This window comes from Arthrobacter sp. 2RAF6 (assembly GCF_052115205.1).
Taxonomy (GTDB): domain Bacteria; phylum Actinomycetota; class Actinomycetes; order Actinomycetales; family Micrococcaceae; genus Arthrobacter.
Window position 1 is genome coordinate 224,590 of the sequence record NZ_JBFRGF010000001.1, and the last position, 13,906, is coordinate 238,495.

Consider the following 13,906-nt stretch of genomic DNA (forward strand, 5'->3'; position numbering starts at 1 on the left):
CCGACGAACACACGCACTGATGACCGTTAACTGACGACCAGCGATGAGGTATCGAGTTTGTCCCGTCCAGCCAGCACCAGCCCGCCCGGAAGACCGCAGCGGAGACGGGGTGCACTCACTCCAACTTTGATCATCGTCGCCGTCGCCGTGGTGGGATTTATTTTCTTCGCCAATGTGTGGACAGACGTCCTCTGGTATCAGCAATTGGGCTTCTTCGAAGTCTATTTCAGGGAGAACCTTGCCCGGATCCTGATCTTCCTCGCGGGCTTCGTCCTGATGTTCGCGCCGGTCTTCTACGCAATCCGCGTCGCCTACCATGCACGGCCCGTCTACGCTCCGGACTCCGAGGCCAGGGACAACCTGAACCGTTACCAGGCCCAACTTGAACCCGTACGACGCGTGGTCATGATCGGCATCCCTGTGCTGTTCGGCCTCTTCGCCGGCAGCGCGGCCGCGAGCCAGTGGCAAGCGGTGCTTTTGTTCTTCAACCAGGTGCCGTTCGGCCAGGCCGATCCCCAGTTTGGCCTGGACATCAGCTTCTATCTCATGACTTTGCCGTTCCTTGGTTTTGTCACGGGTTTCCTTATGAGCGTTGTGGTGATTGCCGGAATCGCGGGAATCCTTACCCACTACCTCTATGGCAGTATCCGGCTCATGGAACGCGGCATCTTCACCAGCCGTGCCGCCCAAATCCACCTGGCCGTGACCGGGGCCGTTTTCCTGCTCCTGCTCGGAGCCAACTTCTGGCTTGACGTCTACAGCACCGTCCAGAACAACGGCGGACACTGGGCAGGCGCCCTCTACACCGACGTCAACGCCGTTATCCCGACGAAGACCATCCTGGCCGTTGCTGCGGGTCTGGTGGCTATCCTCTTCATTGTGGCCGCCGTGATTGGCCGTTGGCGCTTGCCCGTGATCGGCACGGCCATGCTGATCATCACGTCCATCCTCGCGGGCGGGGTCTATCCCTGGGTCATCCAGCAGTTCCAAGTCCGGCCCTCGGAGCAGACGCTGGAAAACAAGTACATTGACCGCAACATTGCCATGACCCGGTCCGCCTACGGTTTGGACAAGATCAAGGTTTCTCCCTACAACGCCACCACGGATGCCAAGACCGGCGCTCTTGCCAAGGATGCCCAGACGGCCGCCAACATCCGGCTGTTGGACCCGAACCTGGTTTCCTCGGCGTTCTCCCAGCTGGAGCAGTACCGTCCGTACTACCAGTTCCCCAAGGCTCTTAACGTCGACCGTTACACCGTGGACGGCAAGACCCAGGACACCGTGATCGCTGTCCGCGAATTGAACCAGGACGGGCTGAACGCCAGCCAGCAGACCTGGGTCAACCGGCATATCGTCTACACCCACGGTTATGGCGTCGTGGCCGCCAAGGGCAATACCTTCACCGTTGATGGCAAGCCGGATTTCCTGCTGTCCGGAATTCCATCAATGGGTACCCTTGGCAGCGATGCGAGTTACCAGCCCCGCATTTACTTCGGTGAAGATTCGCCGGACTACTCGGTGGTCGGCGCCCCGGATGGCGCTCCGCACCGTGAACAGGACCGACCGGCCGGCAAGGACACTTCTACTGAAACGCAGTACACCTTTACCGGCAACGGTGGCCCCAACGTGGGCAACTGGTTCAACCGCCTCCTGTACTCCATCAAGTTCCAGTCCTCGGACCTGCTGCTGTCCGACGGCGTCAACGAGAAGTCCCAGATCCTCTATGACCGCACTCCGCGTGAGCGCGTGGAAAAGGTTGCTCCCTACCTGACAGTGGACGGAAGCGCCTATCCCGCAGTGGTCGATGGTCGTGTGAAGTGGATCGTGGACGGCTACACCACCAGCCAGTACTTCCCCTATTCCCAGCAGCAGCAACTGGGAAACGCTACCGCCGATTCGCAGACGACTTCCGGGCGCACGGCTGCCCTGCCGAACAGCACCGTCAACTACATCAGGAATTCGGTCAAGGCCACTGTTGACGCCTATGACGGCTCGGTCACGCTGTACGCGTGGGATGACCAGGACCCCATCCTGAAATCGTGGGAGAAGATTTTCCCGACTACCGTCAAGCCGTACTCGGAGATGTCCGGACAGCTGATGAGCCACGTCCGCTACCCGGAGGACCTGTTCAAGGTCCAGCGTGAGTTGCTTGGGCGTTACCACGTGACCAATGCGGACAGCTTCTACCAGAACAACGACGCGTGGAGCGTTCCGAACGACCCAACGGTCACGGATCCCGTCCGGCAGCCTCCGTTCTACATGTCCCTGCAGATGCCCGACCAGACCAAGCCGGCCTTCCAGCTGACGTCGTCCTTCATTCCACAGGTGGTCAACGGCGCCGCCCGGAACATCCTGTACGGCTTCCTCGCCGCCGATTCCGACGCCGGTAGCCAGAAGGGGGTGAAGGCTGACACGTATGGCCAGTTGCGATTACTCCAGTTGCCAACGGATACGCAGGTTCCTGGCCCCGGTCAGGCCCAGAACAAGTTCAACTCCGATCCTGAAGTGTCGCGGGAACTCAACCTGCTCAGGCAGGGAGCATCCGATGTGCTCAACGGCAACCTTTTGACATTGCCTGTGGGCGGAGGCCTGCTGTATGTCCAACCGGTCTATCTGAAGTCCACCGGTGAGACGTCTTATCCGACGCTTCAGCGCGTGCTCGTGGCCTTTGGCGACAAGGTCGGTTTCGCGCCCACGCTTGACGGTGCGTTGAAGATCCTCTTCGGGGGCGACTCTGGGGCCTCGGCAGGAGACTCGGCCAACAACGGCCAGACCCCCACTCCGCCGGGGACTACTACGCCACCCGCCGCAGCGGATGCGCAGGCCCAGCTGAAGGCTGCGCTGGATCAGGCCAACAAGGCCATCCAGGATGGCCAGGCTGCGCTGGCCAAGGGTGACTTCGCCGGATACGGTGCCCAGCAGAGCCTCCTGTCCGCGGCAATACAAAAGGCGCTCGACGCCGAGTCCCGGTTGGGTGTCACCCCGGCCCCGTCGGCAAGTGCCAGCCCGTCAGCGAGCCCGTTGCCGACGCCCTCGCCTTCGCCGAGCAAGTAGGCAATTCTCCAGCTGGCTGATTTCGGCTTAGCTGGGGTTTCGGAAGACCGGCCCAGCCCTGACCAGGGCTGGGCCGGTCTTTCTTGTGATATGGCAGCCCGTGCAGGGGGCCAGCGGATAGGGGAGACGGAGGTCACGTCGTTTCGATTTGGCCTGACATTCACCTGCAGGTAAAGTAGTTCTTGCGACGCGGGGTGGAGCAGTTCGGTAGCTCGCTGGGCTCATAACCCAGAGGTCACAGGTTCAAATCCTGTCCCCGCAACTGGTGAAAAGATCCGGCACAGTGGAAACACTGTGCCGGATCTTTTTTTGTTTGCAACCGATTTGCGGGTTATAGGACAAAACGTGTGTAAATCCCGGGCGCGTCATGTCCGGCCCGGGATCGGCTTCGCTCGGATGTCGGATTCGAATGGACAAATTGCGGCCCGCGGAATCTCGGGACCGGCAACTTAGGCGAAGAGAATGATCCAGCAGAATCCGACGGTGAGCCCGTTTAACCCCCATTTTCACGCGCTCTCGATCCTGAGGTAGGCGCAGCGGAGACGGCCGCCCCCACTTTCCCTGGGAGGTCTTGGACACGGTCTTAGACGGCTATCTGGGCCGATCCGGGTGAAACGTTTTTTCACACGCAGAAGCGCCGGGATCCACACTGAGATTGCCGAAAAACACACTGATTTTTGGCAAATCTGCACGGAGTTTGGCGACTTCGACCACTGAGAGGCGAAATACCGCGCTAGTTTCTTGGGCGGGGGAACAAACATCCATCACTGGATTTCCCCTCAGCCAGTTCAAGAAAATAGGAGGAAATCGATGCAAAAACTCTCAACGCTATTGCCCAACAGTGAATGAACCATTGAAATCTGTGGATTTCACCTGCAGGGTCGTGGAGCTCGGAAAGGACTATGGAACGGTACAAGCGGTGCGGGACATCTCGTTCGTGCTGGTACCCGGAGAAGTCTTCGGACTCCTCGGCCCGAACGGGTCCGGAAAATCAACCACCCTTTACATCCTGACTGGTTTGCTTGAAGCGAGTCAGGGGAATGTTGAAGTCAACGGCGTGTCCTGTTCCAATCCTTCGTGTTCGACTCGCTGATCGGGCTTTTCGCGGGGAACGCTACACCGTTTCTGCAGTCGGCCACTCTTTCGAACGTTCTGACTGAAGGAGGAAACGCCATCGCAGCGATTTCCTCGGCAGCGATTTGGATCATCGTGCCGTGCGTCATCGGTGTCTGGCGCAATCGAACGCGGGATGTAGTTTAATCGCATGATCTTGACAACGGAGTGAAACAATGGAATCAAACCTCAAGCAGGATATTGTGTACGCCCTCAGGAAAAAGGGCGTAGCAGAAACCGAGATACCGCGTCTGCTCGACGAAGCGATGGAACAACGCCGGACAGCAGGTGATCGATTCAGCGTTGCCGATTTTGTGGCTAGTACCCCACGCGGGACCAGCATCTCCAGGGGCACACGGATCGGGTACGTCGCCGCCGTGTTTTTGGTGCTTTGCATTGGCGTTCAGCTGCTCCTTAGCGGCATGTTTACCGTTCACTTGGGCATTCCTGGCCTCCTGTTCTACTACGGTGCAGCTCTCCTTGGACTGGTGGCCCTTGTGTTCTCCGCCTACTACGTAGACCGCAGGTTCCCGCCAAATAGCCTGAAGCTGATCGCCTAACTTCAATCTTTTGCGAAGGGCTGCGTCTACCGTGCCAAGACTTGCCGGCTGTCTGATGTCTGCAGCGACAAGTTGGGCTTCCCAAATGTCGCGACTCGTCGTGTCGCAACCGCTTTCCTAAAACAAAGAAGGTCAAGACGGCGCCGAGCACGGGCGAGAATTGCCCCCGCCACTCAAGGGCTGTTACTTTCAGCTCGAGGGCTCCCTTTGAGGCCTCAGTTCCCATAGTGCTGCAGCCCACACCCGAGTGGTCAGGGGCGCCCCTGAATGTGCGGTAGAGTTGATTCTGCGACGCGGGGTGGAGCAGTTCGGTAGCTCGCTGGGCTCATAACCCAGAGGTCACAGGTTCAAATCCTGTCCCCGCAACCAAATAAACGAACGAGTCCGCCCGTCTGGGCGGACTCGTTCGTTTAACCCCCCCTATTTTGCGGCCTTGGGCGATCGTGAAGCAGGGGTTGTAGGACAAAACGTGTGTAAATCCCGGGCGCGTCATGTCCGGCCCGGGATCGTCCTCGCTCGGATGTCCGATTCGAATGCACAAATTCCGGTCCCGCGGAATCACGGGACCGGCAACTTCGGCCAAGAGAATGATCCAGCAGAATCCGACGGTGTCCATAGATCGTCGAACTCCCGTCGTTTACCCGAAATTCACCCGCCAACACTGGGAAGCAAGCCCCTCCCATACACACGTTTTGTCCTATAACCCTTCGTTTACCCCCCTATTTTCGCCGCCTTGCCGATCGTGAAGTAGGCGCACTGGAGACATCCGCTCCTACTTCCCCGAGGGAGGTCTTGAACACGGTCTTAGACGGCCATGCTGGCATCTCCGGGTGAAACGTTTCTCCACACTTAGAACTGCCGAGATCCACACTGAGATTGCCGAAAAACACACTGATTTTGGGCAAATTAGCACGGATTTTTGCCGCTTCGACCACCGAGAAGCGAAATATCGCGCTAGTTTCTTGGGCGGGGGAACAAAGCTTCATCACTGGATTACAGGCTGCGCTCGGCGTCGACAGACATGAGGAGGAGCTTCGATGAACAAGACATCGAAAATTATTGGTGCGGCCCTGGGCGGAATGGCCGGGGGATTGGCCCTGGCGTTCATTCTGTGCGTGGCCACTAGCGTGATCGCCATTTCGACGGGCTCCCCGGCGACCCTGCCAGGTCTGTTCACGGCGACTGCCGGAACCGAAAACGGGGCACTGGCCTTGGAATTCCAGCCGAACTTCGCCGGAATCGTCGTGGTCACAGCGTTGTCGGTGCTTGTCAGCGTGGTGATGGCCGTGCGAAGCAACAATGCGTCCCCTGGGCTCTCAGGACGCAACTAATCGACGCTCCTTCGCGACGACGGCGATGGGCGTATGCTCCGCGTGGCTCTGAGGCAAGGTCCGCCACCCGACCCGCACCGATCCGAACGCTGCAAGCGTTGACAGTCCAGCTCCTGGAGGATGACACTTGGGCCGAATGGCCCGTTCATCCTGACGGAATGGGCCGGCCTGAGGAGGCCCCTTTGATCAATGCAACGATGGTCGTGGCGACAATTCCGGTCACGGATCTGGAGCGGGCGAAGGAATTCTACGGCGGCATCCTGGGGCTGACCTTCCTCTGGGAAACTCCGGTAGGCGTCCGGTACCGGTGCGGATCCGTCAGCGAGATCTCGGTCTTCAAACGTCCGCCTACCGCTACCGAGCACACCCTTGCCCACTTCGAAGTCGAGGACATCGAGGCCGCGGTCCAAGACTTGGCCGCCAAGGGCGTGGAGTTCCTCGACTACACGGAGGGCCCCCTCGCCACAACAGGGCACATCGCACAGCTCGGCCCCGCCCGCGGCGCTTGGTTCCGTGATCCCGATGGGAACACCCTCGGCATTCGCCAAGGCTAGATCGATCGCTTCGAAAGCCCGATACCCGCCGCCGGGCCGGGTCGCCCTGCGCGGTGTGGCAAGTCCCGCCTCCCGGAAGAATCGGTAGGGGTTCCGAGCATTCCTTCCTTCGCTCCATGGTAAATACTAGGAGTTCCTAGTATTCTCGATTCCAAGCGTCAGCCATTTGCATCGAGGGAGCTGTTGAATGAAGATCGTCGTGCTCGTCAAACAAGTGCCGGATACGGCCGAGGAACGGAAGCTCGACCTGGCAACCGGCCAGCTGGACCGTGAGGGCGCCGACTCCGTGGTCGATGAAATCAACGAGCGCGCCCTCGAAGCCGCATTGCGCATCAAGGATGCCGACAAAAGCACCGAAGTAGTGGCAATGACCATGGGTCCTGATGACGCCACCCAGTCCTTGCGCAAGGCCCTTTCCATGGGAGCCGATTCAGGGGTGCACATCGTGGATGATTCCCTGGACGGCGCCGACACCGGCCGAACGGCCGCAAGTTTGGCAGCTGCGTTGACGTCTACGGGTTTCGACGTGGTGATGGCCGGCAACGAATCGACGGATGGCCGCGCCGGCGTCGTGCCCGCCATGGTTGCCGAACACCTCCAGCTGCCACTGTTGGGATCATTGATCTCCGCGGAAATCTCCGACGACGGCGTACGCGGCGTTCGCCAGGGCGAGGGTGGAACCCTCGACGTCCGTGCCGGACTGCCCGCGATCATCACCGTGACCGAACGTTTCGCCGAGGCCCGGTTTCCCAACTTCAAGGGCATCATGACGGCCAAGCGCAAACCCGTCACCACGTTGTCCGTCGCCGGGCTCGGCGTCCGGACGGGCGCCAGCCGAACCGTGGTGGTCTCCACCGTTGAGCGCCCGCCGCGCGCGGCCGGACGAAAACTCATCGATGATGGGACCGCGGCCGAAGAGCTGGCCGAGTTCCTCGTTGCGAACCGCCTGGTCTGAGGGAGGAAAAGAAATGTCGAACGTCTTGGCACTCATTGAAGTTTCCCACCGCGGCGAGATTGCCGCGTCCGCCCGCGGGCTGCTGGCTGCCGCGGCCACGCTGGGCTCGCCGGTCGCCGTCGTCGTATCGTCTGCCCCCTTGACGGACGACGACGTCGCGCGCCTGGGTGAGCTAGGCGCGGCAAGGATCTACTCGGCTGTGACAGATGCCGCCGGCACTGTTTTGGTGGTACCCGCCGTGGATGCCTTGAGCGGGGCCGTCGACGCCTATGGGCCGGCTGCCGTCCTCACCGCGAACTCGGTGGACGGCCGTGAAGCAGCCGCCCGGCTTGCTGTGCGGCTCGGCGGGAGCGTGCTCGCCGACGTCGTGCAGGTGCGCAGCGACAACGGAACCGTTGTTGCCCAGCATTCGGTGTTTGGCGGGGCCTACACCGTCGAGTCGGTGGTGGAAGGCGGGCTGCCCATCCTGACCATCCGGCAGGGGGCGATCGAAGGCCAGGCTCCGGCAGCCTCGGCAGACCTGCAGACGGTGTCCCTCGAAGCCAGAGAAGAAGGCGCCGCCATCATTGACCAGTTCAACGACGATGCCGCAGTCTCCGTCCGGCCCGAGCTTCGGACTGCAGCGACGGTGGTTTCCGGCGGACGGGGTTTGGGCTCGTCCGAGAACTTTGTCCTGGTCGAGCAGCTCGCCGACACCTTGGGCGCGGCGATCGGTGCGTCACGCGCCGCCGTCGACGCCGGGTACATTGCCCAGACGGCCCAGGTGGGCCAGACCGGTGTGAGCGTGTCCCCGCAGCTGTACATCGCTTTGGGAATATCCGGAGCCATCCAGCACCGCGCAGGCATGCAGACCGCCAAGACCATTGTGGCCATCAACAAAGACGAGGACGCGCCCATTTTCGAGGTGGCCGACTTCGGAATCGTGGGCGATATTTTCACGGTGGTTCCGAAACTCATCGAGGCCGTCAAAGCCCGTTCCAACTGACGGCGTAACAGGCTTTGGCCGCTTCGGTCCAAAGCCTGTTAGCTTGATGCGTCCCTGATTGCAAAGTTCTTCCGAGAGGTGTCTGAGAAGATGTCCACCCCCGCCAAAAAGTCGACAGCAGCCAAGAACAAATGGTCCCAACCCCTCTGGGTGGTCCCAGGCGTGCTGCTCGTACTTTTGCTCATCGTCTTGTTGGCCAAGTGGTTGACGGGCCTGTCGGGTGTGCAGTCGTTCTTGCACGACTTCCCAGGCGCATCCAGCCTCCCGGAGAACGCTCCTGTCGGTTTCCCGGCATGGCTCGGATGGCAGCACTTCCTGAACGTCTTCTTCATGGTGCTCATCGTCCGGTCCGGTTGGCAGGTCCGCACGGCCAAGAGGCCGCCGGCCCAATGGACCCGCAACAACAAAGGATTCATCCGGACCAAGAATGCGCCCACCAAGATCAGCCTGGACCTGTGGTTCCATCTGACCCTGGATGCCCTCTGGGTGTTGAACGGCATCGTCTTCATCATCGTGATCTTTGCCACCGGGCAATGGATGCGGATCATCCCCACGAGCTGGGATGTATTCCCGAACGCCATTTCCGCCGCCCTCCAGTACGCATCCCTGAACTGGCCCACTGAGGACGGGTGGGTGAACTACAACGCCCTGCAACTGCTGACCTACTTCGTCACGGTCTTCATCGCCGCCCCGCTTGCCATCATCACAGGCCTGCGCACGTCCTCTGCATGGCCGAAGAAGGCCGGCACGGTGAACAAGATCTATCCCATCGAACTCGCCCGGGCAGTGCATTTCCCGGTGATGGTGTACTTCGTGCTCTTCACCATCGTGCACGTCACCCTGGTCCTCGCCACCGGGGCGCTGCGCAACCTGAACCACATGTATGGCGGCAGCGACGATATCAATTGGGTTGGTTTCGGCATTTTCGCCGTATCCCTCCTGGTCATTGTGGGCGCGTGGTTCCTTGCGAGGCCGCTGTTCCTTCGCCCCGTCGCTTCGCTGATGGGCAAAGTCAGCAAGTAAACGCACCGAATAGCCGGGAACACCGGACACCCCGGAAAACTGGGACGAACTGCAAAGGAGTGCCAATGTTTGAGCTCACAGAAGACCAGCAAGCCGTGGTGGAGATGGTGCGCGATTTCGCCACAACGGCCATTGCGCCGCATGCCGCGGAATGGGACGAGACCAAGCATTTCCCCGTGGATGTCCTGCGCGAAGCGGGCACCCTCGGCATGGGAGGCATCTATGTCCGTGAAGAGTTCGGCGGCTCGGGGCTTTCCCGCACGGATGCGGCGCTGATCTTTGAAGAGCTGTCCAAGGCAGACCCCACCATCGCGGCCTACATCTCGATCCACAACATGGTGGTGTGGATGATCGACGCTTTCGGCAACGACGAGCAGCGGGCCAAATGGGTGCCGCAGCTTGCGTCCATGGAGGCGCTGGGCAGCTATTGCCTCACGGAGCCGGGAGCCGGCTCGGACGCGGCCGCCCTGAGCACCAAAGCAGTGCTCGACGGCGACAGTTACGTTCTTAACGGCACCAAACAGTTCATTTCAGGTGCAGGAGCTTCCAGTGTCTATGTGGTCATGGCACGGACTGCGGACACGGGCAGCCAGGGCATCACCGCAATCGTTGTGCCCGCGGACGCGCCGGGCCTGTCCTTCGGCCCGAATGAAAAGAAAATGGGATGGAATGCCCAGCCCACCCGTCAGGTCATCTTCGAGGACGTACGGGTCCCGGTGGCTAACCGGCTTGGCGAGGAAGGCAGCGGATTCGGCATCGCCATGAAGGGCCTCAACGGGGGCCGGGTCAATATGGGCGCTTGTTCCGTGGGAGGCGGCCAGGCGGCCCTGGATAAGTCGATCGCCTACCTCAAGTCACGCTCGGCTTTTGGTGGCCCGCTCATCAACCAGCAGTCCCTCCTGTTTGATATTGCCGACATGGATACGGAACTCGAAACTGCCAGGACCTTGATCCTCCGGGCCGCTGACGCCTTGGATCGTGGCGCACCGGACACCGTGCGATTGTGCGCAATGGCCAAGCGGGTCGCTACGGACGCTGGTTTCAACGTGGCAAACAAGGCCATCCAACTGCATGGCGGCTACGGCTACTTGTCGGAATACGGCCTTGAGAAGATTGCCAGGGATCTGCGCGTCCATCAGATCCTGGAAGGCAGCAACGAAATCATGAGACTCATCGTTGGACGGCTCGCCGTAGGGGCATAAAGCACGCAGGAAGCACGAAGGGCCGGACCTCACGGGAGGGCCGGCCCTTCGTTGATGGGACTAGAGCTTGTCGAAGTCGGCTTCGTCCACAGTGTCGTCTGCCGGAGCCGTGGCGCCGGCGCCGATAGCAGCCTTCGAGCCGCCCGACTTCAGCGCCGCGAGGCGCGCCTCGATTTCCGTCTGCTCTCCGAGGTCCTCAAGCTGGTTGAACTGCGCGTCCAGGCTGGATGCTGCCAGCTCCTGCTGGCCGAGGACCTTGGCCTCTTCGCGGCGGATCTTCTCTTCGAAGCGGCCCACCTCGCTGGTGGGGTCCATGATGTCGATGCTCTTGAGGGCGTCGTGCACCTGAGTCTGGGCAGCAACCGTCTTGGAGCGGGCAACCAGCTCATTGCGCTTGCTCGTGAGTTCGTTGAGCTTGCCCTTCATCTGGTCGAGACCGCTCTTGAGCTTGTCCACGACTTCCGATTGGGACGCGATGTTGGGCTCGGCGGCCTTGGCCTCGTTCTCGGCCGACATCTGGCGCTGGATGGCCACCTTGGCAAGGTTGTCGAACTTCACGGCGTCGGCCGCGTCGCCGGCCGCCCGGTACTCGTCCGCCTTGCGGGAGGCCGCGAGGGCCTTGTTGCCCCAGTCCTGGGAGTTCTTGATGTCCTCGTTGTAGTCGGCCTGCAGCATGCGGAGGTTGCCGATGGTCTGCGCCACGGCGGACTCGGCCTCGGCGATGTTGTTCGAGTAGTCGCGGACCATCTGGTCCAGCATCTTCTGCGGGTCCTCAGCCTGGTCGAGCAAGGCATTGATATTCGCCTTGGCGAGCTGTGCGATCCGCCCGAAAATGGACTGCTTAACCATGGTGTTGCCTTTCGTCCTGCTCAGTGGTGCCCACTGAATCCAGTGATCAGTTTTTGTACCGCTCTACGCGGGGGACGGCCCCCACCTAGTCTTTGGGTGCTAGAAGCTGCCGGAGTCGCCACCGCCGAAGTCGCCGCCGCCGCCGTCGCCGCCGAAGAAGCCTCCGCCGCCGAAGTCACCTCCACCGCCGCCGTCGCCGCCGAAGAAACCGCCGCCCCCACCGCCGTTGTTTCCGCCGCCCCAGCCGCCTCCGCCGCCGTGCAGGATGGAGTTGATGAGGATGCCGCCGAGGATCGCTCCGCCGAGGCCGCCACCGCTGCCTCCACCACCGAACATGCCGCCACGGCCGTAGCCTTGGTTGGCGAATCCGCCGAACTGATCGACGTCGGACTGGGCGAGTTGAGTGGCTTGTGCGGCGAGCGACTGGGCCTGCTGGGCGTACGTCAGTGCGGTGACCGGGTCATTGCGGGAAATGGACAGGGCGTAGTCGAGATTCCGTTGGGCTTCGGCCAAGCGGGTACGCGCCTCGGTGCCCACGCCTCCGCGTCGAGCCGCGATGTAGTCCGAGGTGGCGCTGATCTGGGACTGGGCAGCCATGATGGTCTGCTGGAGCGCGGCCTGTGCACGCCTTGCCTGTTCCTGCTGGTCACGGATTCCCGAGAGAGACTGGTCCAAGGCCTGGTGGGCCTTCTCCACGCGGTCCAAAGTGGCAATGGGATCGATCCTTCCGCCCTGGATTTCAATCTTGACTTGCGCCAGTGCGGCTTCGACTCCGGCCACCGGCCCAGCCAGCTCCGGGTGTTCGCCGGACTGGATCATCGCCTTGGCCTGTGCGAGATCCTGGCTGGTCTCCACCACGGCGCCCTCCAGCGAGTTCCGGGCTTCGTCGAGGCTGCCGGCCACCTTGGAGATGGCGTCGATCAGCACGTTGGTCTGGTGCAGGCCCTCTTCCGCAGCGCGGACTGCGACTGCGGCAAGGCTGCTCTCACCAGTCGCGAGCTTTTCCTGTGCCGTGGTTGTTGCATTTTGAACGAAGGCAAGCCGGTCCTTGGCCTGGGTGATGTTGTCGCTCACATGGCCAAGTGCGCTGTCTGCGTACTTCTCGCGCAGGCCGTTGAGCGATTGCTCCGCGCTGCTGATCTTTGCCTCGGCTTCGTTGGCACCGGCCGCAACAGTGGCCAAGGCCTGCGGCGCGTTCTTCTCCAGCTCGCGCAGGGAATCGAAATCGGCCTTCTGCTCCCGCAGCGACTCAAGGGCGGCCTCCGAGCGTCGGATGATTTCGCCGAGCCAAGTGCGCTGCTGCTCTTCGGTGTCCGGGATGTGGTCATCGAGCTGTTGCTGCAGTTTGAAGGATTCGGTCATGTGGTTCTTGGCTTCCAGCAACGCTTTGGTGAAGTTCCCGACGGCGGCATCTCCGTATTGCGCCTGGGCGAAGCCGAGCTCCTGCTCGCTGGACTTGATGGTGTCATCCGCTTCGATGAGCAGGGAGCCGGCTTTGCGCCGCAGGTCCGCGATGCTCAAAGAGGCCAGGGGATCGAGCTGTTCCCCTTGCGGACCGTAGCTCGCTCCTGATGCCGGGCTCTTCTTGCGACGGTTTCGGAAGTACAAGTACGTTCCCACGCCGCCCGCCGCAACAACGCCCGCGCCGATCAAAACCACTGCACCCGAGTTGCCGCTCGGAACCGTGCCGCTGCCCCCGCTGGCCGCATCTCCGACGGCGGCTGCGGTGTCGATGGCTGCCTGGGCAAAGTCCCGCTTGCCTGCGCCCAGGTTGGCCGCGATGGCATTGGACGAAATGGTTGACCTCTTGGAATAGATCGCACTGGCAGAGTTGGGTGCGAAATAGTACTGACCGGCCGCGGAGATGGCCAGAATGACATCCGACCGGCCCATGCCCTTCTTGGTGGCCACTGCCGTGGCCCAGGCTTCGGGCGATGAGGGGTTGTCGAAGGAATTCACCGTGACCACGTACAAGTTGTATTTGTGGTCCTTCAGGAGCTTCTGGATGGCGTCCTGGACCTCCCCCTTGCGGTTGCCCAGAACATTCGCGTTGTCCACGATGTTCTGGCCGGACGGGATGGTCACCGGGTCGGCGGCCCAGGCTGCGGTGGCCGGGAGGACCAGCATTCCAGCCAGGCCGATGACGGCGAGTACACGTTTCAACATTGACCGCATGTGCAACCCTTCAGCACGTCTACGATTGGTCCGGGCCGGAACAATCGAAACAGAATGCGTCAGCGCCCCCACGCATGGTTGTCAAGCGGCAGGTCGCTGTGGCAA

General features: G+C 61.4%; 11 protein-coding genes and 2 tRNA genes. 11 read left to right on the forward strand and 2 right to left on the reverse strand.

Annotated features, from left to right (window positions below):
* The first annotated feature begins 57 nt into the window (after window positions 1-57).
* The 11 genes from AB4Z38_RS01080 to AB4Z38_RS01130 all read left to right on the forward strand — a co-directional run bounded on the left by AB4Z38_RS01080 (window position 58) and on the right by AB4Z38_RS01130 (window position 10,777).
* Entirely contained in the window at window positions 58-3,054 is a 2,997-nt protein-coding gene (locus tag AB4Z38_RS01080) for a UPF0182 family membrane protein (protein ID WP_441427992.1), read from the forward strand.
* Between the two features lie 188 nt (window positions 3,055-3,242).
* A tRNA-Met gene (locus tag AB4Z38_RS01085) sits at window positions 3,243-3,316 on the forward strand.
* Between the two features lie 657 nt (window positions 3,317-3,973).
* Complete coding sequence (locus AB4Z38_RS01090; RefSeq protein WP_441428068.1) at window positions 3,974-4,147, forward strand: ATP-binding cassette domain-containing protein; 174 nt, start codon at window positions 3,974-3,976, stop codon at window positions 4,145-4,147.
* Window positions 4,148-4,343: 196 nt separating this feature from the next.
* Window positions 4,344-4,727: a hypothetical protein gene (locus AB4Z38_RS01095; RefSeq protein WP_441427993.1), complete on the forward strand. Its 384-nt coding sequence runs from the start codon at window positions 4,344-4,346 to the stop codon at window positions 4,725-4,727.
* A 292-nt stretch (window positions 4,728-5,019) separates the two neighbouring features.
* Window positions 5,020-5,096 (forward strand) — tRNA-Met (locus tag AB4Z38_RS01100).
* A 668-nt stretch (window positions 5,097-5,764) separates the two neighbouring features.
* Window positions 5,765-6,058 (forward strand): hypothetical protein, encoded by a 294-nt coding sequence (locus AB4Z38_RS01105; protein WP_441427994.1) that lies wholly within the window; start codon window positions 5,765-5,767, stop codon window positions 6,056-6,058.
* A gap of 182 nt (window positions 6,059-6,240) precedes the next feature.
* Window positions 6,241-6,612, forward strand: coding sequence for a VOC family protein (locus AB4Z38_RS01110; RefSeq protein WP_441427995.1), 372 nt, complete (start codon window positions 6,241-6,243; stop codon window positions 6,610-6,612).
* A gap of 187 nt (window positions 6,613-6,799) precedes the next feature.
* Window positions 6,800-7,567: an electron transfer flavoprotein subunit beta/FixA family protein gene (locus AB4Z38_RS01115; RefSeq protein WP_441427996.1), complete on the forward strand. Its 768-nt coding sequence runs from the start codon at window positions 6,800-6,802 to the stop codon at window positions 7,565-7,567.
* Between the two features lie 13 nt (window positions 7,568-7,580).
* Complete coding sequence (locus AB4Z38_RS01120) at window positions 7,581-8,552, forward strand: electron transfer flavoprotein subunit alpha/FixB family protein (RefSeq protein ID WP_441427997.1); 972 nt, start codon at window positions 7,581-7,583, stop codon at window positions 8,550-8,552.
* 90 nt (window positions 8,553-8,642) lie between these two features.
* Window positions 8,643-9,575, forward strand: a complete 933-nt coding sequence (locus tag AB4Z38_RS01125; RefSeq protein ID WP_441427998.1) for a cytochrome b/b6 domain-containing protein — start codon at window positions 8,643-8,645, stop codon at window positions 9,573-9,575.
* Between the two features lie 65 nt (window positions 9,576-9,640).
* Entirely contained in the window at window positions 9,641-10,777 is a 1,137-nt protein-coding gene (locus AB4Z38_RS01130) for an acyl-CoA dehydrogenase family protein (protein WP_441427999.1), read from the forward strand.
* A gap of 60 nt (window positions 10,778-10,837) precedes the next feature.
* Here AB4Z38_RS01130 and AB4Z38_RS01135 read toward each other — a convergent pair whose 3' ends face one another.
* Window positions 10,838-11,626 (reverse strand): PspA/IM30 family protein, encoded by a 789-nt coding sequence (locus tag AB4Z38_RS01135; RefSeq protein WP_441428000.1) that lies wholly within the window; start codon window positions 11,624-11,626, stop codon window positions 10,838-10,840.
* 99 nt (window positions 11,627-11,725) lie between these two features.
* The gene (locus tag AB4Z38_RS01140) at window positions 11,726-13,801 is read right to left on the reverse strand and encodes a TPM domain-containing protein (protein WP_441428001.1); all 2,076 of its coding nucleotides are present in this window, start codon (window positions 13,799-13,801) and stop codon (window positions 11,726-11,728) included.
* Between the last annotated feature and the right edge of the window lie 105 nt (window positions 13,802-13,906).